This window comes from Pseudomonas sp. PvP009 (assembly GCF_017832995.1).
In the GTDB taxonomy this organism is placed as follows: Bacteria; Pseudomonadota; Gammaproteobacteria; order Pseudomonadales; family Pseudomonadaceae; genus Aquipseudomonas; species Aquipseudomonas syringae.
In genome coordinates this window covers 2,312,308-2,333,017 of sequence record NZ_JAFIBG010000001.1, presented here as the reverse complement: position 1 = coordinate 2,333,017, position 20,710 = coordinate 2,312,308, and the positions used below count along the sequence as shown (strand labels likewise).

Here is a 20,710-nt window from a genome sequence, read left to right as displayed (position 1 = left end):
GTGAAGGCAATCAACGGTAATACGAGGGCAGTTTTGAAGCTCACGATGCTTTCCTTTTTGGCATGTTTTCCACGTAGGAGAACCTCTCCAGGAACTGCTGCGCGCGTGCGGTCTGCGGGGCGCTGAAGAAAGTTTCGGGGTCGTTCTGTTCCGCGATCCGGCCGCGGTCCATGAACAGGATTCGGTCGGCCACCGCGCGCGCGAAGGCCATTTCGTGGGTGACGATGAGCATGGTCATCCCGCCCTGGGCGAGGTCGAGGATCACTTCCAGTACTTCCTTGACCATTTCCGGATCAAGGGCTGCGGTCACCTCATCGAACAGCATGACTTTGGGGTTCATGCACAGCGCACGCACGATAGCGATACGCTGCTGCTGGCCGCCGGACAGCTCGCGCGGATAGGCATCACGTTTTTCCGTCAGGCCCACCCGCTGCAGTAATGCCTCGGCCTGCTGACGAGCCTCGGCTGCACTACGTTTTTGCACGCGCAACGGGCCGAGCAGAATATTGTCGAGTACGGTCATGTGCGGAAACAGGTGATAGCTCTGAAAGACCATGCCGATTTGCTGCCTGACCAGCCGCCAGTCGGCGTTGGCGGGCAGCGCCTTGCCGGCAAAGCGCAGGCTGCCGGCATGACCGAGTTCGAGGCCGTTGAGGCAGCGCAGCAATGTGCTCTTGCCGCACCCGCTGGGGCCAAGAATCACCACGACTTCGCCCTCTTTCACGCTCAGGTCGATGTCTCGGAGCACCGGAGTGTCACCGAAGTTTTTGCTGAAACCGGACAGTTCGATCAATGTGCTCATGCGTGATTCCAGCGCCGTTCAAGCACACGCGAGGCGGCCGACAGCGGATAACAAACGATAAAAAAGAATAGAAACAGGAAGCCGTAGATCAGCACCGATTCGTACGTGCGCTCGATGATCTGCTGGCCGACCTTGGTCACGTCCACGACTCCGATCAGGACGGCTAGCGAGCTGGTCTTGATGAGCCGCGTATAGACATTGATCACCGGCGGCGTCAGCCGCTTGAGTGCCTGTGGCAGCAGCACGCGACCATACAACTGGCCCAGACCAAGACCGATTGCCAAGCCTGCTTCGCGTTGCCCGCGTGGAATCGAACGCAGCCCGCCGCGCACTACCTCACCGACCTCGCTGGCCCCCCACAAAGAAAGCACCAGGACCGCGCACCAGAACGCCGGAATGCTCAGGCCAAGGAAAATCGGTAACCCAAAGAAGAACAAGTACAGCCAGACCAGTACCGGAATCGCCCGGAACAGCTCCAGATAGATCCGCAACGGCACCTCCAGCCAGCGTTTGCCAAGGCTGCGCAGCACGCCGTAACACAGGCCGCCAAGACTGCTGAAAACGATTGCCAACAGTGAAATCCCTAATGTGCGCCCTGCCCCCGTGATCAACTGCGGCGCAGACACCCACAACAACTCAAGACCCGAACTGGCCATGCTGGAGCCTCCTTTCCAGAAGACCGAGTAACAAAGACAACGGCAGGAACAGCAACACGCACAGGCCGGTCATCACCGCGAGCATCTCGTAGGTTTTGTAATACAGGGCAATGTAGCTTTTGGTGGTGTAGAGAATTTCCGGCACCGCGACAGCCGAGACCACGGTGGTTTCCTTGAGCAGAAAGACGAAATTGGCGAACAGTGCCGGCAGGCTGAGGATGCCCGCCTGCGGCAGAATCACGTGGCGCAGTAACTGCCAGCGGGACAGTCCAATGGACAACCCCGACTCGATCTGAGCCTTGGGCACGGCCTCTATGCCGGCGCGAAGAATCTCGGTCAGGTAAGCACCGCCGAGAAAGGTCATCGCAATCACTGCCGACGCGAAACCCGACACGCGAATCCCCAGCGTCGGCAAGGCAAAATAGATGAAGAACAGTTGAATCAGCAATGGCGTGTTGCGTGCCAGCTCAACATAAACCGGCACCAGACGGTGCAGGACCGGCACCTTGAACATGGCAATCGCAGCGTTAACGACCGCTACAGTAAGCGAGGTCAGGATTGCAATCAGCCCCACCTGAAGGGTGACACCAACGGCTTTGAGGAAGGCGGGCAAGGTGGAAATGGCAAATGCGTAATCGAAGGTCATTGCTGGCCATCCACATTGAAGTACATGTACAGAACACACATCAGGCGGGGCCTTGAACTTATGTATTGATATATAGCTTAACCTTCTGTTTTTTATAAATTTAATATCTTTTTAGAATAAGCATAGAGCGCGAAAAATCACACACGCCTGAATTGTCATCTGACTGCGCCAGGAAAGTCTGAATACAGCTGGAAGCACTTCCTGCTTCCTATGCCATGACCTATCCAGAGCGGATGGGCTGCACGGTGACAAAGACAGAAAGCCCCTCAAATAGGGGGCTTTTCCGTTTTCGCCAACGCTGTTCGGTGCCCGAAACAGCAAGCAGCTGCAAAAATACCAATTAAGCATAATAAACCATCTTATAAATCATAAAATCCTATATTAGCTTAGAAGAAAAAAGACTTTTACAGCGTCCCCCTCATAAGAATACGGTCTTAAGAAATCAGTGCTGAAGCACTGTGCTCGACTTGAAGAGGACCTTCCATGCGCCGTACACCGCCTTCGACTTTCTCAAATGGATTCGCGACCCGGAGCACAGTGCGATGACTGGGCGCCCTTTCCTCTCGCGCCTGCTGTTCGCCGCCGTCACAGCCATGACCCTGCTCGGCTGCTCACCTTCCGGCCAGGACGGCCAGGCAGCCAAAACCCTCAAGGTGGCGTTCTTCAGAGACAACACCACGCTGGTCAGCCTTGACCCCTTTCAGGTTTACTGGCTGGAGCATCGGGTGGTGCTGCGCAATATTGCAGAGTCCCTGACCGATCAGGACCCGCAGACCGGCAAGATCATTCCGTGGCTGGCGGAGCGCTGGGAAATCAGTGACAACGCGCTGGAGTACACCTTTCACTTGCGCAAGGACGTGACCTTCAGCAACGGCACACGTTTCGACGCTCAAGCGGTGAAGACGGCCTACGACGCGGACAAGTCGTTCGCCGCACAATTGCCAGCCACCTTCGGCGCCACTTACCTCAAAGGTTACGACCACGCAGAGGTGCTGGACGACTTCACCATCAAACTGGTGCTGGCCCAACCCAATGCAGGCTTTCTGCAAGCCACCTCCACCACCAATCTCGCCATTCTTGCTCCAGAGTCCTACGCGCTCAGCGCCAAGCAGCGCTCGCTGGGTGCAATCATCGGCACCGGGCCATTCGTGCTGGAGCGCTACACCCCTGAAAGTGGTTTGCGCCTGACCAAACGCAAGGGCTATGCCTGGCCATCGGCCAATGCGCAGAACAAGGGCGAGGCGCATCTGGACGCGGTCGAGGTCAGCTACGTGCCGGAAGAAAGCGTACGTAACGGCCAGTTCGTTCAGGGGCAGGTCGATATCCTCTGGCCGCGCAATCCGTTCTCCGAGGTGGACCTCAGCCTGTTCAAGTCCAGGGGCGCGACCATTCAGAGCCGGTCGCTGCCAGGACCGGCCCTGAACCTGTATCCCAATACCCGCGGCAATCGCATCCTCGCCGATCGAAGCGTGCGTCTGGCGTTGCAAAAGGCAATCGACCGCAAGACCTACGCAGCCACCGTTTATAACCCGCAATTCCCGGTGGTCTCCGGCATCTACGACGTCACCACGCCGTTTTATAAAAGCCAGGCCGACAAACTGGCCTACGACCCTCAAGGTGCAGAGCGCCTGCTCGACGCTGCGGGCTGGCAGAAAAACGCCGACGGCTATCGTTATAAAGAAGGCAAGCGACTGAAGCTGGCCTACAACCTTTCCCCCGCTGAAACCGCTGGTGATGTGCTGATTCAGGATCAACTGCGCAAGGTGGGTATCGAGCTCAAGCTCAACGTGGTGACCACCGCCGAATGGGCTGCGGCCAACGCGGCAGGCAACTATGATCTGACGTCCACCTACATGACCCGCGCCGACCCGATCATCCTGCAGACCATCATCGACCCGCGCAGCGCCAACAGTTCGACACTGGCGACCAACCTTTACGCGCCGGAAACATTGCCCAAAGCCCTTGCGCTGTTCGACGCCGGGCTGACCGCCACGCAAAGCGAACAGCGCGCCCGGGCTTATGGCGAGTTGCAGGACCTGCTGGTCGACGAAGGCTCGGCGTTCCCGGTCTACGAGCGGGTCTGGCAAGCCGCCACAGCGAAAAACGTACGCAATTTCCACTGGACGGCGGAAGGCTTTGCGCTGTTCAACGACATCGAGCTGGCAACGCCATGAGCCGCTATATCCTCAGTCGCATCGCGCAAGCGCTGCTGGTACTTTGGGGTGCCTACAGCGTCACCTATTTCATTCTGTACCTGCTGCCCGGCGACACCCTGTCGATCATGCTCAGCGCCTCGGGTGTCGAAATCGACTCACTTTCAGCGCAGGACCTCGCTCAGGCCAAGCTCTATTACGGGCTGGACCGAGGACTCTTCGAGCAATACGTCGATTTGCTATGGGGAGCCATGCACGGTGACTTCGGCAACTCGCTGACGCTCAATCGCCCGGTGTCAGAGTTGCTGATCGAACGCCTGCCTCAAACCCTGAGCCTCGCGGGGCTTGCCATTGTTCTGTCACTAATCGGCGGGATCGGTCTGGCGTATCTCACAGCCTACGTACGCTGGCAGCCCTTGAAGGTCGCCTTGTCACGACTGCCGTCGCTGGGCTTCTCGGTGCCGGTCTTCTGGATGGGCCTGCTGTTCATTCAACTGTTCGCGTTCACTCTTGGCTGGTTCCCGGCGACCGGCAATCAGGGTTTCTCAAGCCTGATATTGCCAGCCGTCACGCTGGCGATCCCTAGCGCCGCGGTGTACGCCCAGGTCCTGCAACGCGGCTTTCAGGGCGCCTGGAAAGAGCCCTACATCATCACCGCTTATGCCAAGGGCCTGACCCGCGCGCAGGTTCAGGCCCGCCATGCGTTCAAGAACGCTGCCCTGCCGCTGCTGACACTGATCGGCCTGCAGGTTGGCAACACAGTGTCCGGCGCGGTGCTGGTGGAGACCATTTTTGCCCGCTCCGGGGTCGGTCGACTTGCCCAGGAAGCCGTACTGCGTCAGGACGTCCCGGTGGTACTGGCCATCGTTGCGGTCTCCGCAGCTGCGTTCGTCGTGGTCAATCTGATCGTTGACCTGCTGTATCCCGCGCTGGATCCGCGCATCGCCCATATGCCAAAGGTCTCCTGAAGACATGACTATCTTCGACAACCGCCTTGCGCGCCTGGCTCGCCTGGTCGCTTCCGGTGAAACCATTCCAGGTAAAACCGCACCTGCAGCGCTGTGGCGACGGCGCAGCAGCCTGAGCCGGATCGTGGAAGCCGCGCGCCCCCTGTTGCGGCGGCCTGGTTTTCTGCTGGCCGTGGCAATCGTCGCCTTTGCGCTGCTGGCCGCGCTGGCACCCCATCTCCTGAGCAGCTACGCACCTTATGCCACCTCGCCTGCCGACAAGCTCACCGCCCCCAATACTGCGCACTGGTTTGGCACCGACGAGCTGGGCCGTGATCTTTATACCCGCGTGGTGCATGGCGCCAGCCTCTCGGTACAGGCCGCACTGCTGGCGGTTGGCATCGCCATGGCCGGCGGCTTGAGTCTGGGGGTGATTTCCGGTTTTGCAGGCGGGCGCATCGATGCGGTGATCATGCGCCTGATCGATGTATTGCTGGCCCTGCCCGGCTTGCTACTGGCGCTGGCGATTGTCACAGCCATCGGGTTCGGCACCCTTCCGGTAGCCATAGCAGTAGGCGTAGGGATCATTCCCGGTTTCGCTCGTACCACCCGCGCAGAAGTGCTGCGGGTCAAGACGTTGCCCTACGTGGAAGCAGCACGTCTGGGCGGCGCGAGCTGGACCCGTACCCTGCTGCGACACATTCTGCCCAACGCCTGGGGCCCGGTGGCGGTGCTAGCCACACTGGACTTCGGCGCGGCGATTCTGGCGACGGCCGGGCTGAGCTTCCTCGGCTTTGGTGCTGAACCGCCAGCCGCCGAATGGGGCACGCTGATCGCCAACGGTCGGCACTTTCTGATGACTGCGCCTTGGGTTTCGCTACTGCCTGGCTTGTTCGTGGTCGCTATCGTGTTCAGCTTTAACCACATCGCACGCACTCTGGAAGAGATTCAACGATGACCGACACCCCGCAACTGATCGACATCCGACACCTGGGCGTTGCCTATCGTTTCGACGGGCAGGTCAATCAGGCCGTGCGCGACGTATCCTTTCAGGTCGCCAGAGGTGAAACCGTGGCGATTGTCGGCGAGTCGGGTTCCGGCAAGTCGACGATGGCCAACGCAATCCTCGGCCTGCTACCGGATAACGCAACCATCACCAGTGGCGAACTGCAGATTGATGGTCACGATCTGAGCCATGCGTCCGAGCGCGAGAAACGTCGGATTCGCGGCAGCGTGATCGGCTTGGTGCCGCAGGACCCGATGGTCAGCCTGAACCCGACTCTGCGCATCGGTCGGCAAATTGCCGAAGCACTGCTGCAGGCGCATGGCGGGCGTTATCCGACAGTCGATGCCGATGTGCTGGAACTGCTGCAGCAAGTCGGCCTGGACAAGCCCTTGTTACGCGCTCGTCAGTACCCGCACGAACTGTCCGGCGGCATGCGCCAGCGCGTGTTGATTGCCATCGCCCTGGCAGGCAATCCGCGCCTGATCATCGCCGACGAGCCCACCAGCGCTCTGGACGTGACGGTACAACGCAAGATCCTCGATCATCTGCAACGTCTGGTGGCCGAGCGTGGCATCTCCTTGCTGATCATTACCCATGACCTCGGTGTGGCGGCCGACCGCGCTGACCGGGTGCTGGTCATGAACAACGGCGAGCTGGTCGAACATGGCACACCCGAGCAGATTCTCGTCAACCCAGGCCATGCCTACACCCGAGCACTGATCGCCGCCGCTCCAGCATTCGGCCAGCGCAAAAGCCCGGTCGCTCCACGCCGGGTCCTGGCCAATGACACACCATTGCTGAACCTGAGCAACATCAGCAAGACCTACCGTTTGCCCTACGTAAAAGGCGAAGAGGCAGAGTTTCAGGCGTTGCAGGATGTCAGTTTCAAGGTCTTTCCCGGTCAGACACTGGCCATCGTCGGCGAGTCCGGTTCTGGCAAAAGCACTGCACTGCGCATTGCGTTGGGCCTGGAGAAGCCCACCCACGGACGAGTTTTACTGGACGACCAGGATGTCACCGACCTGGGCTGGCGCGAATTCAGACCACTGCGACGGCGTATCCAACTGGTGCAGCAAAACCCGTTCGCGGCCCTTGACCCACGCTTCACGTTATTCGAAAGCATCGTCGAACCCCTGGTCTCGTTCGGCCTGCTCAAAGGCCGCGAACTGGAGCAGGCCGCACGCCGGTTGATAGAGCGAGTGCAGTTGCCCGTGGGCTATCTGGACCGCCTGCCGCGTGAGCTTTCCGGTGGCCAGCGTCAGCGGGTTGCCATTGCCAGAGCGCTGGCCCTGCAGCCCGATCTGCTGCTGCTCGATGAGCCGGTCTCGGCACTGGACGTGTCAGTACAGGCGCAGATTCTCGACCTGCTGGTCGAGCTGCAAGCCGAATCGGGCATCGCCTACGTGCTGGTCTCTCACGACCTTGCAGTGGTCGCCAGCGTTGCCCACCAAGTACTGGTGCTCAAGCATGGCAAGACCGTCGAGCAGGGTCTGGCCGAGGAAGTTTTTGCCAGACCTGAAGCGGCCTACACCCAGGAGTTGATTGCCGCGATACCTGGCCGGCGTCTGGAGTTGCAAACAGGGACGCACTGACAAATACCTGGTCTTGCATCAATAGGTCGCACGACGCTTGGCATCCATAACGGCGGCGACTGCGTATATGCATATTCCTTATCGATATTTAAATTATTTTTTTAATAGCTATAGAGTTGCGTCTTATGCACTAAACGTTGCCGAAGCAGGATGCAGGCAAGACCAAGCTACCTTGCGCTTGCGCACCTGACCTGCATGTTCAGGCCGCATCAGCAAGAAGCCCTATTCCCCTACTTCGAGCACCCGCAATGAAAGGCATCACCCCCCTGTCGTTCCCAGCCCTGATGGGTTCAGCGCTGCTGCTGAATGCCGTCATTTCATTCCCTGCCCTGGCCGGACTGCTGGAAAAAGGTCGCGCTGACGGCCTGACCGCTGGTATCGCCAATGAACAGCCCTATGCCTACATCGGCACCGACGGCAAAGCCACCGGGGCCAATGTCGAGATATTGCGGGCGATTCTAGAACCGCTGGGCATCAAGCAGATCGAGACGCCTATCACTGACTTCGGTTCGCTGGTGCCGGGTCTGGCAGCCGGTCGTTTCGACTTGATCGGTGCGGGCCTGTTCATCAATCCGAATCGCTGCAAGGTCATCGCGTTCTCCAACCCGGTGACACGATCCGGCGGTGCGTTCATTGTCAAAACCGGTAACCCGCTGAACCTGCACAGCCTCAAGGACGTCGCCAGCAACGCCAAGGTGCGCCTGGCCACGCAACCTGGCAGCAATCAGGTTCAGGAAGCCAAAGACAGCGGTATCGCCAACGGCAACGTGGTGTTGTTCGACAAGGACACCGAGGCATTGGCCGCCTTGCAGGCGGGGCGCGTGGACGTGGTGTACTTTCCGGACGCCGAAGTCATCAGTCTGGTCAAAAAAGCCAACAGTCCGGACATCGAGCGCGCCTTGCCTTTCGAGCAGATTCCGGACGCCAGTGGCAAACCGGGCTGGAATTACCACGCCTACGGCCTGCCAAAAAACGATCCGGCTTTTGAACAGGCTTTCAACGAACAACTGGCCAAACTCCGGGCGTCGGGCGATCTGCTGAAAATCCTGCAGAAGTACGGCTACACCGAAAACGAACTGGCTGACCCGGCCATCACCGCCGCCCAACGCTGCAACCCATGACCTGCCCCGCCCCGCAAGGGCGCGCAGTAAACGGCCCTGACCCACACGAGTACGGCCATGCCTGTTGATGCTGCAACACTGGAAACCGCAGGTTTCATTGCCAGACAACTGGCCCACGGCGCCTGGATCACCCTGCAGATCACTGTGCTTGCCGAACTGTTGGTACTGGTGCTCTCGTTTGTAATCGCCCTGATGCGCCTGTCGCCATTTCGGGCGTTACGCTGGTTCGCCACGGTGTATGTCGAGGTGCTGCGTGGCATCTCGGCATTGGTGCTGCTGTTTTATCTGTTCTTCATTCTGCCGCTGTTCGGCATCCGCCTGTCCCCCATGACCACCGGCGTGCTGGGGCTGGGCCTGACGTTTTCGGCGTATGGCGCGGAAATCATTCGCTCGGCACTGATCAACGTCAGCCAGGGTCAACGTGACGCTGTGCGTGCGCTGGACTTCGGGCCGATAAGCGCGTTTCGGCGAATCATTCTGCCGCAGGCCCTGCCGTTCATGATCCCGCCGATGGGCAATCAGTTGGTGGAGCTGCTGAAAACCACATCGCTGGTCTCGCTCATCACCCTCACCGACCTGACCTTTACCGGCAGTCAATTGATCACCACGCTGGGCCAGCAAACGCTGATCTGGAGCATCGTGCTGGTCTGCTATTTCGTGATGGCCTGGCCATTGAGCTGGCTGGTCAAGCGTTATGAGCAGCACGCCACCGCGTGGCGCACGGCCAGGGGATGAACGATGGAGTTTGATATCGCATTCGCCTGGTCGATTCTGCCGGAGCTGTTTCAGGGCTTGCTGGTGACCGTGCAGGTCGTGGTGCTGGGGTTCCTGCTCGCGGTGTTGCTCGGTCTGGTCCTGGCCCTGACACTGCGCTCGCAGATAACCATCGTGCATCGTCTGAGCAAAGGCTACCTGAGCTTTTTCCGTAATACGCCGTTGATGGTCCAGTTGTATGTGCTGTTCTTCGCGCTGCCGCTGGCGGGCATCACCTTCCCGGCGATCACCACCGGTGTGATAGGTCTTGGCTGCTATTACGCGGCCTATATTGCCGAAGCGTATCGCGGTGCCATTGACGACATCCCGGCCGGACAGTGGGAAGCCGCACGCGCCCTTGACTTCAATCGTGGCGACACCTGGCGGCGCATCATCCTGCCGCAGGCGTTGAAACCCATGCTGCCGGTGCTCGGCAATTACCTGATCGGCATGTTCAAGGAAACGCCGCTTCTGGCGGTGATTACCATCCCTGAACTGTTTCAGGCTGCCAAACAGATCGCCGGCATGACCTATCGTTACAACGAACCGTACACAGTGATGGCGCTGATGTTTCTGGCGATCAGTGTGCCGACCTCGTTGCTGTTCAAATACCTGGAAAGGCGCAGCCATGTCTGATCTCGCACACACCGCAATTCCGTCCGTCACCACTGCGCAGATACAGCTGAAACACGTGGTCAAGGACTTCGGCCGCAACCGGATCATCGACCATCTGGACCTGAGCATTCCTCAAGGTCAGAAAGTCGCCTTGATCGGCCCCAGTGGCTCGGGCAAATCAACGGTATTGCGCCTTATCAAGGGCCTGGAAAACTACCAGCAAGGCAGCATAGAAGTCGCAGGCGAAACAGTGCCCGCGCGCGCATCCGGATGGCGCTGGCCTGGCGCATGCAAGGCTCCGGTGGAGCATCGGGTAGGCATGGTGTTCCAGCAGTTCAACCTGTTCCCGCACCTCACCGTGCAGGAAAATGTCACCGAAGCGCCGTTACGGGTGCTCAGACTGACTCGCGAAGAGGCCCTTGCGCGCGCGCATCAATACCTCGGGCTGGTCGGGCTTGCTCACAAGGCCGATGCCTATCCGAGCCAGCTTTCCGGTGGTCAGCAACAACGCGTAGCGATTGCCAGAGCGCTGGCCATGCGTCCGCAGGTCATGTTGTTCGATGAAGTCACGTCGGCGCTCGACCCCGAGCTGGTCGGCGAGGTACTGGCGGTGATTCGCTCGATTGCCCACGAATTTCAGATGACCATGCTACTGGTGACCCACGAGATGAAATTCGCTCAGGACATCGCTGACCGGGTGCTGTTCATGGAGGGAGGCCGCATCGTGGCGGACGGCACCCCGAGCGAAATTCTGCTGAATCCGCAAAACGAACGGACTCGAAGATTTCTGCAGCGGGTGGAGCAGCGCTGATTGCCAGCGCCGCTCTTCTTGCATTGTGAGACGTTTGAACGTCGCGACTTTTTGAAAGTGGCGACCATCAGATCCGGAAGCGCGCAACCATGTCCTGCAGGTTGCTGCCCAGGCGCGCCAGTTCCACGGTAGACGCCGCGCTTTGCTCGGTAGCCGTGGCAGACTGGTCGGCAATATCGCGTACGCTGATGACACTGCGATTGATTTCGTCGGTAACGGCGCTCTGCTCTTCAGCGGCAGCAGAGATCTGTTGACTCATCTGTTCGATGGTCACGATCGAATGAGTGATTTCAAGCAGCGATTCTTCGGCCTGCCGCGCCAGCGCCACTGTGCCTTCAGTACGTTGACGGCTGGCATTCATCAGCTCCGATGCCGCGCCAGTGCCGTCCTGCAAGGACTTTATCAGCGACTCGATTTCAGTCGTCGATGACTGTGTACGCTGAGCCAGCGAGCGCACCTCATCGGCCACCACGGCAAAGCCACGGCCCTGCTCACCGGCACGTGCAGCTTCGATCGCGGCATTAAGGGCCAGCAGGTTGGTTTGTTCTGCCACCGCCTTGATCACATCGATGACGCCGCCAATCTTGTCACTGTCCTGAATCAGGCGCTGCATGGCCTCGCCCAGTTGCCCCACTTCACCGGCAAGCTGGCTGATTTCACGCGTGGCGTGTTGCACCACGCTGCTGCCATGGGCTGCACGATCACTGGCCTGTCTGGCGGCCTGCGATGCATCTTCAGTGTTCTGCGCCACTTCCTGAACGGTGGAAGCCATCTGGTTCATGGCGGTCGCCACCTGGTCGACTTCCAGTTTCTGCTGAGTGACACCCGCACTGGTCTGCTCACTGACGGCTGAAAGCTCCTCGGCCGCCGTGGCAATTTGTGTCACGCCATTGCTGATACCGCCAATCAGGGTCCGCAGCGATACGGTCATGTGTTGCATGGTGTTTTGCAGCAGGCCCAGTTCATCCTGGCGAGTGGTACTGAGGTCGTTGGTCAGATCGCCGTCGGCAATCCGACGCGCCGCGATCACTGTCGAATCGAGCGGACGGGTGATCTGACGGGTAATCAGGATCGCCGCGAAGATACCCAGCAGCAATACGATCACCGCCACAGTGAGCAACTGGGTTACTGCACTGTCTTTTTCTTTATTGGCACTGACCACCTGACCCGCCATCAGCTTTTCCGCACTGGTGACGATGTCCATTGACTGCTGGCGAAGGCTGTCGCGAATCTGATCGTTCTGTTGCATCAGTTGCGAGATGGAGACCATCAACGACTTGTACTGTTGCAGCGCCGCGAGCGCCTCATCCACCGCCGGGCCGGCCTTATTAGGCAGTTGATTGCGCGCGCTGCCCACCTGAGCGATCAGCGAATCGGCAGCGTCGAAAGTAGTCTGCCTGTTTTCGGCAGTCGGGATACTGATATAACGGCGAAACACCAGGCGAAAGTTGGTCATGCCATTGCGCAGGTCGCCGGCAATCTTCACCTGATCGATACCGCTCTGGTCCAGCGAACGGGAAACGTCGTCAAAGGTCTTTTGCAGCAGTGTTTCGAAACTTCCGCTGACCTGTTCGGAAATGGTGATCAGCGGCTGCATGGCCTGATCAATTTGCCGATTGTTATCGACCAACTGGCTGAACGTTTGCTTCAAGACACCTGCCTGGTCGCGAATCCCTCTGAGCATATCGGCGTTGACCGGAACGGTCAGAATCTTCAGGCCGTCCTCGATGGTCTTGCCCAGATTGTCCAGAACCGACGTATAGCCCTGCGAATTGCCCGCGTCAGGCTTGGCGGTGTAGGTCTGCGCAGCGATCCTGAGGCTCAGCGCATCGGCCTTCACCTCAGAAACCTTGGCTGCCTTACCCAGCCGTTCGATCAGCAGGTTGGTGCTGAGGTAACCGATCGCGGTGACCGTCAGCACGCCCAGCAGTATCAGACCGAAGCCTACACTCAGCTTTTTGCTGACCTTCAAATTGTCCAGCCATGTCGACTTCATCAAATCTTTCCTCGGGATTTATCGTGATATCCAAGGATCGACTGTTCGCGGAACAACTTAATAGCCGCGGCGATTGCAAAGATTGATCGACGAGATAGCAATATGACATGAGCTTTTTTGGCGCTCTTTCAGGGCAGCACTTTCACCCCCAAATACCTGGCGAAAGTCCGCCGTCAGGGTCACTCGGTCAGGAAGTTTCACAGACCTATAGGTACTCATCATTGTCGGTGATAGTAACCTTCGGTTTATTCGATTCGTTAATAACACCCCGTGCGCAACAGAATCCGCCCCATTCTTCACTATTGGCGGAACTTCCCATGCACCAGACAATCAGCCATCTGCGCTACCCTCTCACCGCCCTCGCCTTGATCGCCATCAGTGCCTGCGGCCGTGCGCCGGAAGCCACCAGTGCGCCTGGCGCAGCCAAGGTCAGTGTGGCCAAGGTACTGGAGCAGCCAGTCAACGAGTGGGATGAATTCACCGGTCGTCTCGAAGCACCTGAAACCGTCGAAGTGCGCCCGAGGGTCTCCGGTCAGATCGATCAGGTAGCCTTCACCGACGGCGCGCTGGTCAAGAAAGGCGACCTGCTGTTCCAGATCGATCCGCGCCCTTTCCAGTCGGAAGTCCGCCGTCTCGAAGCCCAGTTGCAACAGGCCCGCGCAGTCGCTTCGCGCAGTGACAGCGAAGCCCAGCGTGGTGAGCGTCTGCGCAGCAACAATGCGATTTCCGCCGAGCTGGCCGAATCGCGGACCACCTCGGCGCAGGAAGCCAAGGCCGGTGTCGCGGCCATTCAGGCGCAACTGGACCTGGCTCGACTGAACCTCAGTTTCACCCGTGTCACCGCACCGATTTCAGGTCGCGTGAGCCGTGCCGAAATCACCGCTGGCAACATTGTCACCGCCGATGTCACCGCCCTGACCAGCGTGGTCTCCACCGACAAGGTCTACGCCTACTTCGACGCAGACGAACGCGTGTTCCTCAAGTACACCGAGCTGGCCCGCAAAGGCCAGCGCGGGCAGACCACGCCGGTGTACCTGGGGCTGTCCAACGAACCTGGCAACCCGCACCTGGGCCAGATGAACTTTGTCGACAACCAGGTCAACCCGAGGACCGGCACCATTCGTGGCCGCGCCGTGTTCGATAACGCCGACGGTGCGTTTACCCCCGGCCTGTATGCGCGCCTGAAACTGGTGGGCAGCGGCACTTACTCGGCCGTGCTGATCAACGACGAAGCGGTGGGCACCGACTTGGGCAAGAAGTTCGTGCTGGTCATGGACAAGGACAACAAGCCCGCCTACCGGGCTGTCGAGCTGGGGCCGAAAATCGAAGGCCTGCGCATTGTGCGCAATGGTCTGGCCAAGGATGACACCATCGTCGTCAAAGGCTTGCAGCGCGTTCGTCCCGGCCAGCCTGTGGACCCTGAAGTCACTCCGATGGCCAGCGCCGACACCCTCGCCGCACTGCTCAAACAACGCCAGGCCCTCGAAGCCAGCAACCTGCCACAAGTGGCGCCCAAAGCGGCCGTCAAAATCGCCAGCGCTGCCGCGCCGCGCGGCTAAGGGACTCGTCCGATGAACTTCTCCAAATTCTTTATTTCACGGCCGATCTTCGCCGCAGTGCTGTCGCTGCTGATCCTGATCGCCGGTGCCATCTCGCTGTTCCAGCTACCGATCAGTGAATATCCGGAAGTCGTGCCGCCAACCGTGGTGGTACGCGCCAACTTCCCCGGCGCCAACCCCAAGGTGATCGGCGAAACCGTGGCCTCGCCACTGGAACAGGCGATTACCGGTGTCGAAGGCATGCTCTACATGTCCTCGCAGGCCACCGCCGATGGCAAGCTGACCCTCACCATCACCTTCGCACTGGGTACCGACCTGGACAACGCGCAGGTGCAGGTGCAGAACCGTGTAACCCGCAGCGAGCCGAAGCTGCCTGAAGAAGTGACACGCATCGGCATCACCGTGGACAAGGCCTCCCCCGACCTGACCATGGTTGTGCACTTGACCTCGCCGGACAAACGCTACGACATGCTGTACCTGTCCAACTACGCCGTGCTCAACATCAAGGATGAGCTGGCGCGACTGGGCGGCGTCGGTGACGTGCAATTGTTCGGCATGGGCGATTATTCGCTGCGGGTCTGGCTCGATCCGAACAAGACCGCCTCACGCAACCTGACCGCCACTGACGTGGTCAATGCGATTCGCGAACAGAACCGTCAGGTCGCCGCTGGCCAGCTGGGTTCTCCGCCATCGCCGAATGCCACCAGCTTTCAGATGTCGATCAACACTCAGGGCCGCCTGGTCAGTGAGGAAGAGTTCGAAAACGTGGTCGTGCGAGCCGGTGCCGACGGTGAAATCACTCGCCTCAAGGACATTGCACGCATCGAACTGGGCTCCAGCCAGTACGCGCTGCGCTCGTTGCTCAATAATCAGCCTGCGGTAGCGATCCCGATCTTCCAGCGTCCCGGCTCTAACGCCATCGACATCTCCAACGATGTACGCGCACGGATGGCCGAGCTCAAGAAAAGCTTCCCGGAAGGCATGGACTACAGCATCGTCTATGACCCGACGATCTTCGTCCGCGGCTCCATCGAGGCAGTGATTCACACGCTGTTCGAAGCACTGATCCTGGTGGTGCTGGTGGTGATCCTGTTCCTGCAGACCTGGCGCGCATCGATCATCCCGTTGGTGGCCGTACCGGTCTCGTTGATCGGCACCTTTGCGGTCATGCATATGTTCGGTTTCTCGCTGAACGCGCTGTCGTTGTTCGGCCTGGTGCTGGCGATCGGTATCGTGGTCGACGATGCCATCGTGGTGGTGGAGAACGTCGAGCGTAACATCGAGCTGGGCCTGGAGCCGGTCGCCGCCACGCACAAGGCCATGGCCGAAGTCACGGGGCCGATCATTGCGACGGCGCTGGTGCTGTGCGCCGTGTTCGTGCCTGCGGCATTCATTTCCGGGCTCAGCGGGCAGTTCTATAAGCAGTTCGCGCTGACCATCGCCATTTCGACGGTCATTTCCGCCTTCAACTCGCTGACCCTGTCGCCTGCACTGGCGGCGGTATTGCTCAAAGGTCATGACGCGCCCAAGGATCGCTTCTCACGCTTCCTCGACAGGATGCTCGGCAGCTGGCTGTTCCGCCCGTTCAACCGCTTTTTCGAGAAAGCCAGCCATGGCTATGTCGGTACGGTTGCCAGGGTTATTCGCAGCAGCGGCATTGCCTTGCTGGTCTATGCGGGCCTGATGGTTTTGACCTGGATGGGTTTCGCCAGCACACCGACCGGTTTCGTCCCGAGCCAGGACAAGCAATACCTGGTTGCATTTGCTCAACTGCCGGACGCCGCGAGCCTGGACCGTACCGAAGATGTCATCAAACGCATGTCGGAGCTGGCCCTCAAGCAGCCTGGCGTGCAAGACGCCATTGCCTTCCCGGGTCTGTCGATCAACGGCTTCACCAACAGCCCGAATAACGGCGTGGTGTTCGTGACCCTCAAGCCGTTCGACGAGCGCAAGGACCCGAGCCTCTCGGCCAATGCAATTGCCGGCGCGCTGAACGGTCAGTTTGCCTCGATTCAGGAAGCCTACATGGCGATCTTCCCGCCACCACCGGTACAAGGCCTGGGCACCATCGGCGGCTTCCGCCTGCAAATCGAGGACCGTGGCAACCTCGGCTATGACGAGCTGTACAAGGAAACCCAGAACATCATCGCCAAAAGCCGCAGCGTGCCGGAACTGGCCGGGTTGTTTACCAGCTACACGGTGAACGTACCGCAAGTCGATGCTGCGATTGACCGCGAGAAAGCCAAGACCCACGGCGTTGCAGTCAGTGATATTTTCGACACGCTGCAGGTGTATCTGGGTTCGCTGTATGCCAACGACTTCAACCGGTTTGGCCGCACCTATCAGGTCAATGTCCAGGCTGAGCAGCAGTTCCGTCAGGATGCCGACCAGATCGGTCAGCTCAAGGTACGCAATAACCTGGGCGAGATGATCCCGCTGGCAACCTTCGTCAAGGTCAGCGACACCGCCGGCCCCGACCGCGTCATGCACTACAACGGCTTCATCACTGCTGAAATCAACGGTGCAGCGGCACCGGGTTACAGCTCTGGCCAGGCTCAGGCAGCGGTCGAGAAACTGCTTCGCGAGGAACTGCCGACCGGCATGATCTACGAATGGACCGACCTGACCTATCAGCAGATCCTTTCGGGCAATACCGCGCTGTTCGTGTTCCCGCTCTGTGTGCTGCTGGCGTTTCTGGTACTGGCAGCCCAATACGAAAGCTGGAGCCTGCCGCTGGCGGTGATCCTGATCGTACCGATGACCCTGCTCTCGGCGATTGCCGGGGTGATGATCGCCGGCAGCGACAACAACATCTTCACCCAGATCGGCCTGATCGTACTGGTAGGCCTGGCGTGCAAGAACGCGATTCTGATCGTCGAGTTCGCCAAGGACAAACAGGCTGAAGGGATGAGCCCGCTGGATGCGGTACTGGAGGCATGCCGCCTGCGTCTACGGCCGATCCTGATGACCTCGTTCGCCTTCATCATGGGGGTCGTGCCTCTGGTGCTGTCCAGCGGTGCGGGTGCCGAGATGCGCCATGCGATGGGTGTCGCAGTGTTCTCCGGGATGCTGGGTGTCACGTTCTTCGGCCTGCTGCTGACGCCGGTGTTCTACGTGCTTATCCGTAATTACGTCGAACGCCAGGAGGCCCGCAAGGCCGCCAGGGTAAACAGCCAGCAAAACCTGCCTGCGGAGATGCATTGATGAGCGCGTACAAAGTCTTCATCCCGAGCCTGCTGGTCATGGCACTGGCGGCCTGCGCCGTGGGCCCCGACTACCGGGCACCGGTTACGGCGCCAGCGAAACTGGCGTCCGCCGCCCAGAGCAGCTATGACCGCAGCAAAGTGGACAGAGCCTGGTGGCAGCAGTTCGAGGACCCGACCCTCAATAAACTGGTAGCCAGGTCACTGGACGGCAACCGCGATCTGCGCGTCGCCTTCGCCCGGCTCAAGTCGGCGCGAGCCATTCGCGATGACGTCGCCAACGATGTGATGCCAGTGGTGACCAGCCGCGCCAGCAGTGACATCGGCAAGGGTCAGCAACCCGGCATCACCGAGCGCCGAGTCAACAGCGAGCGCTACGACCTGGGCCTGGACATGGCCTGGGAAGTGGACTTGTTCGGGCGCATCCAGCGCCAGCTGGAAGCCAGCGACGCCGATCAGGAAGCTGCAGAGGCCAACCTCTATCAGCTTCAGGTCACCCTGATTGCCGAGGTGGTCGACGCCTACGGCCAACTGCGCGGCGCACAGCTACGAGAAGCCATTGCCCGCGACAACCTGAAAAATCAGCAGAGTTCTCAGGACGTGACCACGCAACTGCGGGATGCGGGTGTGGGCAATGAGCTGGATGTAGTGCGTGCAGAGGCACGACTGGCCGCTGTCGAAGCGACCGTTCCGCAGTTGCAGGCCGAGCAGGCTCGCCAACGCAACCGTATCGCCACGTTATTGGGTGAGCGTCCGGAAAACCTCAGCGTCGACTTGAGCCCTAGCAAACTGCCGGCCATCGCCAAGGCCTTGCCGATTGGCGACCCTACGCAAGTGTTGCGCAATCGGCCGGACATCCGTGCAGCCGAGCGACAACTCGCTGCATCGACCGCACGTATCGGCGTTGCGACTGCCGATCTGTTCCCAAGGGTCAGCCTGAGCGGTTTTCTGGGCTTTACCGCCGGACGCGGCTCGCAGATCGGTTCGTCAGCGGCCAGAGCCTGGTCGCTGGGCCCGAGCATCACCTGGGCAGCCTTCGATCTGGGCAGTGTCCGGGCGCAGATTCGCAGTGCCGACGCTGACGCCGAGGGCGCACTGGCCAACTATGAGCAGCAAGTGCTGCTCGCCTTGGAAGAGTCGGAGAACGCGTTCAGCGATTACGACAAACGCCAGCAGCGGCTGGTCTCGCTGATGCGCCAAAGCGATGCGAGTCGCTCGGCGGCCAGACTGGCCTCGGTGCAGTATCGCGAAGGCACGGCGGACTTCCTGGTCCTGCTGGATGCCGAGCGCGAGCGTCTGGCGGCCGAGGACGCTCAGGCGCAGGCAGAAATCGAGCTGTACCATGGCATTGTGGCTATCTACAAGGCACTGGGTGGTGGCTGGCAACCTCAGGCCTGAACCTGAAAAGCCGGTAAACCCGCCCCGCGTCCGATCAGGCCGCGGGGCTTTTTTTGCCTGAAACCCGGCTGCATCATGATTGCCGTTTGACAGCTGCCAGCCACTCCCCGAAGCTGCAACCCGTCAAGCATTGGAAATCGATATGCCCAGACTTTCTACCACGGGGTTATCGCCTCAACCCACTTCTCGACGTCGCTGGCTGATCGGCGCAGCGGCTGCAGCGCTTTTGGTGCTTTCGCTGGTTTTCTGGTGGTGGCGCATGCCCATCCAGACCGCTCCCGTGAAGCTGAGTCATACCTATGCGCAGGCGTTGGAGCAGGCACATGACGGCAAACCGGGTGCCGCGCGCGTGCTGTATCAACAACTGGCTCGCACTGACCTGTCTGACACGCAACGCATCAGCCTGCTCGCCGAACTGAGCGATTATCCCAGCCCCCAGGCCCTCAAGTTGCTCGACGCTGCGCTGAGCAACCCGTCCGCTCAAGTGCGCGAAGCGGCGATCGATGTCAGCGTCAGGCTGGTCTCCAACAGCCAGCGAAGTCTGTTGCTCGGACCGTTGCTGGATGACGCCGAACAATCCGTCAGGTTTCGCGCCACCAGCGCCCTGCTCGGCCTATCACCTGATGAGCTGGGCCTGTACTTTGCCGTTCTGCAGCAAAGTGCCGAGGCGTTTCAGGAATCACTCAAGAGCCAGCCGCAAAGCGCACAAAACCAGCTGCAACTGGCCAGGCTGTATCTGCAGACTGGCGATCTGGAGCCCGCGCTCACGGCACTGCAGCGGGCAACCGCGCTGGACCCGGGCAATATCGAAGCAGCGCTGGCGCACATTGAATTACTGGACCGCAAGGGCCAGGCCGAGCAGGCGCGCGGCCTTTTCGCACAGTTGCTGGAGCACAACCCTGGCTCGTCCATGCTCCAGCACGCACTGGGCATGTGGCTGCTGAACCACGGCCAGGCGGAATTCGCCGTGCTCAGCCTGGCCAAGGCCACGGAACTGGCACCCGATAACAACGACTATCGCTATGACCTGGCGGTTGCACTGCACTCGTTGAACGAGCTCGAAGCGGCACAGCGCCAGTTGACCCAGATCGTTCAGAACCAGCCCGCAAATCGCAAGGCCAGGGTGCTGCTGATCCAGTACTGGAAAGAGAACGGTCAGTTGCAGAACGTGCAGATTCTGCTGGCCGAGCTCGAGCAGCAGAACCCAGATGACCCTGTGCTGCAACAGGGGTTGTAGGGTCAAAAACGCAACGTGGATACGGGCGAAAGGCCATCTTTGAGTGGTCCACGCGCCTTTCAGCACGTGGCCTTCAGACATTCCCTCCATTTCCTCATCCGACACTCCTTTTGCCTGTCGGATATTTCTTTTTCCAAGCCATTCACTCTCTCATGGCACGTTTTCCATCCGTGGCTAATATCGGAAATAACTTACAACCCCCCTCTGCCTACAAC

The 20,710-nt window shown here is 59.8% G+C and carries 16 protein-coding genes; 12 read left to right on the top strand and 4 right to left on the bottom strand.

What is annotated here, in order from left to right:
* Positions 1 to 40: 40 nt before the first annotated feature.
* Genes JOE29_RS10365 through JOE29_RS10355 form a run of 3 tightly spaced genes read right to left on the bottom strand, consistent with a single transcriptional unit; the run spans position 41 to position 2,104 of the window.
* On the bottom strand, positions 41 to 802 hold the full coding sequence (locus JOE29_RS10365) for an amino acid ABC transporter ATP-binding protein (protein ID WP_003349498.1): 762 nt from the start codon (positions 800 to 802) through the stop codon (positions 41 to 43).
* Complete coding sequence (locus tag JOE29_RS10360) at positions 799 to 1,458, bottom strand: amino acid ABC transporter permease (RefSeq protein ID WP_003318929.1); 660 nt, start codon at positions 1,456 to 1,458, stop codon at positions 799 to 801. Before JOE29_RS10360 ends, JOE29_RS10365 begins: the two co-directional genes overlap by 4 nt.
* Positions 1,439 to 2,104, bottom strand: coding sequence for an amino acid ABC transporter permease (locus JOE29_RS10355; RefSeq protein ID WP_044313018.1), 666 nt, complete (start codon positions 2,102 to 2,104; stop codon positions 1,439 to 1,441). The genes JOE29_RS10360 and JOE29_RS10355 overlap by 20 nt, the downstream gene beginning before the upstream one ends.
* Before the next feature lie 542 nt (positions 2,105 to 2,646).
* Between JOE29_RS10355 and JOE29_RS10350 the strand changes: the two genes are divergently transcribed.
* From JOE29_RS10350 to JOE29_RS10315, 8 genes are all read left to right on the top strand, one after another.
* The gene (locus JOE29_RS10350; protein ID WP_103693159.1) at positions 2,647 to 4,278 is read left to right on the top strand and encodes an ABC transporter substrate-binding protein; all 1,632 of its coding nucleotides are present in this window, start codon (positions 2,647 to 2,649) and stop codon (positions 4,276 to 4,278) included.
* On the top strand, positions 4,275 to 5,225 hold the full coding sequence (locus JOE29_RS10345; RefSeq protein WP_137983374.1) for an ABC transporter permease: 951 nt from the start codon (positions 4,275 to 4,277) through the stop codon (positions 5,223 to 5,225). The genes JOE29_RS10350 and JOE29_RS10345 overlap by 4 nt, the downstream gene beginning before the upstream one ends.
* 4 nt (positions 5,226 to 5,229) lie before the next feature.
* On the top strand, positions 5,230 to 6,162 hold the full coding sequence (locus JOE29_RS10340; protein WP_080391997.1) for an ABC transporter permease: 933 nt from the start codon (positions 5,230 to 5,232) through the stop codon (positions 6,160 to 6,162).
* A complete protein-coding gene (locus JOE29_RS10335; RefSeq protein WP_137983373.1) occupies positions 6,159 to 7,802 on the top strand; it encodes an ABC transporter ATP-binding protein in 1,644 nt (547 codons plus the stop codon). Before JOE29_RS10340 ends, JOE29_RS10335 begins: the two co-directional genes overlap by 4 nt.
* A 248-nt stretch (positions 7,803 to 8,050) precedes the next feature.
* Positions 8,051 to 8,923 (top strand): ectoine/hydroxyectoine ABC transporter substrate-binding protein EhuB, encoded by an 873-nt coding sequence (gene ehuB, locus JOE29_RS10330; protein ID WP_210079464.1) that lies wholly within the window; start codon positions 8,051 to 8,053, stop codon positions 8,921 to 8,923.
* A gap of 57 nt (positions 8,924 to 8,980) precedes the next feature.
* A complete protein-coding gene (gene ehuC, locus JOE29_RS10325) occupies positions 8,981 to 9,658 on the top strand; it encodes an ectoine/hydroxyectoine ABC transporter permease subunit EhuC (protein ID WP_003383635.1) in 678 nt (225 codons plus the stop codon).
* Positions 9,659 to 9,661: 3 nt separating this feature from the next.
* Positions 9,662 to 10,312, top strand: coding sequence for an ectoine/hydroxyectoine ABC transporter permease subunit EhuD (gene ehuD / locus JOE29_RS10320; protein ID WP_046265591.1), 651 nt, complete (start codon positions 9,662 to 9,664; stop codon positions 10,310 to 10,312).
* Positions 10,305 to 11,102 (top strand): amino acid ABC transporter ATP-binding protein, encoded by a 798-nt coding sequence (locus JOE29_RS10315; RefSeq protein WP_046265592.1) that lies wholly within the window; start codon positions 10,305 to 10,307, stop codon positions 11,100 to 11,102. The genes ehuD and JOE29_RS10315 overlap by 8 nt, the downstream gene beginning before the upstream one ends.
* Before the next feature lie 67 nt (positions 11,103 to 11,169).
* Here the strand turns inward: JOE29_RS10315 and JOE29_RS10310 are convergent, their stop codons facing one another.
* Positions 11,170 to 13,098 carry a methyl-accepting chemotaxis protein gene (locus JOE29_RS10310; protein WP_210079463.1) on the bottom strand — a complete coding sequence of 643 codons (1,929 nt, stop codon included), beginning with the start codon at positions 13,096 to 13,098 and terminating at the stop codon, positions 11,170 to 11,172.
* A gap of 317 nt (positions 13,099 to 13,415) precedes the next feature.
* Here JOE29_RS10310 and mexE point away from each other — a divergent pair, with 317 nt between their 5' ends.
* The 4 genes from mexE to JOE29_RS10290 all read left to right on the top strand — a co-directional run bounded on the left by mexE (position 13,416) and on the right by JOE29_RS10290 (position 20,495).
* Positions 13,416 to 14,657, top strand: a complete 1,242-nt coding sequence (mexE, locus tag JOE29_RS10305; protein WP_024684064.1) for a multidrug efflux RND transporter periplasmic adaptor subunit MexE — start codon at positions 13,416 to 13,418, stop codon at positions 14,655 to 14,657.
* 12 nt (positions 14,658 to 14,669) lie between these two features.
* Positions 14,670 to 17,861 (top strand): efflux RND transporter permease subunit, encoded by a 3,192-nt coding sequence (locus tag JOE29_RS10300; protein WP_024665043.1) that lies wholly within the window; start codon positions 14,670 to 14,672, stop codon positions 17,859 to 17,861.
* On the top strand, positions 17,861 to 19,258 hold the full coding sequence (locus JOE29_RS10295; protein ID WP_057406930.1) for a TolC family protein: 1,398 nt from the start codon (positions 17,861 to 17,863) through the stop codon (positions 19,256 to 19,258). The genes JOE29_RS10300 and JOE29_RS10295 overlap by 1 nt, the downstream gene beginning before the upstream one ends.
* A 142-nt stretch (positions 19,259 to 19,400) precedes the next feature.
* On the top strand, positions 19,401 to 20,495 hold the full coding sequence (locus JOE29_RS10290) for a tetratricopeptide repeat protein (RefSeq protein WP_003411233.1): 1,095 nt from the start codon (positions 19,401 to 19,403) through the stop codon (positions 20,493 to 20,495).
* Positions 20,496 to 20,710: the final 215 nt, after the last annotated feature.

Excerpts from the sequence above, each read along its gene's own strand:
- JOE29_RS10345 (WP_137983374.1), top strand. The coding sequence starts at position 4,275 with ATGAGCCGCTATATCCTCAGTCGCATCGCGCAAGCGCTGCTGGTACTT.
- JOE29_RS10300 (WP_024665043.1), top strand. The coding sequence starts at position 14,670 with ATGAACTTCTCCAAATTCTTTATTTCACGGCCGATCTTCGCCGCAGTG.
- JOE29_RS10365 (WP_003349498.1), bottom strand. The coding sequence starts at position 802 with ATGAGCACATTGATCGAACTGTCCGGTTTCAGCAAAAACTTCGGTGAC.
- JOE29_RS10290 (WP_003411233.1), top strand. The coding sequence starts at position 19,401 with ATGCCCAGACTTTCTACCACGGGGTTATCGCCTCAACCCACTTCTCGA.
- JOE29_RS10295 (WP_057406930.1), top strand. The coding sequence starts at position 17,861 with ATGAGCGCGTACAAAGTCTTCATCCCGAGCCTGCTGGTCATGGCACTG.
- JOE29_RS10350 (WP_103693159.1), top strand. The coding sequence starts at position 2,647 with ATGACTGGGCGCCCTTTCCTCTCGCGCCTGCTGTTCGCCGCCGTCACA.
- JOE29_RS10310 (WP_210079463.1), bottom strand. The coding sequence starts at position 13,098 with ATGAAGTCGACATGGCTGGACAATTTGAAGGTCAGCAAAAAGCTGAGT.
- mexE (WP_024684064.1), top strand. The coding sequence starts at position 13,416 with ATGCACCAGACAATCAGCCATCTGCGCTACCCTCTCACCGCCCTCGCC.
- JOE29_RS10335 (WP_137983373.1), top strand. The coding sequence starts at position 6,159 with ATGACCGACACCCCGCAACTGATCGACATCCGACACCTGGGCGTTGCC.
- JOE29_RS10360 (WP_003318929.1), bottom strand. The coding sequence starts at position 1,458 with ATGGCCAGTTCGGGTCTTGAGTTGTTGTGGGTGTCTGCGCCGCAGTTG.
- JOE29_RS10355 (WP_044313018.1), bottom strand. The coding sequence starts at position 2,104 with ATGACCTTCGATTACGCATTTGCCATTTCCACCTTGCCCGCCTTCCTC.
- ehuB (WP_210079464.1), top strand. The coding sequence starts at position 8,051 with ATGAAAGGCATCACCCCCCTGTCGTTCCCAGCCCTGATGGGTTCAGCG.
- JOE29_RS10340 (WP_080391997.1), top strand. The coding sequence starts at position 5,230 with ATGACTATCTTCGACAACCGCCTTGCGCGCCTGGCTCGCCTGGTCGCT.
- ehuD (WP_046265591.1), top strand. The coding sequence starts at position 9,662 with ATGGAGTTTGATATCGCATTCGCCTGGTCGATTCTGCCGGAGCTGTTT.
- ehuC (WP_003383635.1), top strand. The coding sequence starts at position 8,981 with ATGCCTGTTGATGCTGCAACACTGGAAACCGCAGGTTTCATTGCCAGA.
- JOE29_RS10315 (WP_046265592.1), top strand. The coding sequence starts at position 10,305 with ATGTCTGATCTCGCACACACCGCAATTCCGTCCGTCACCACTGCGCAG.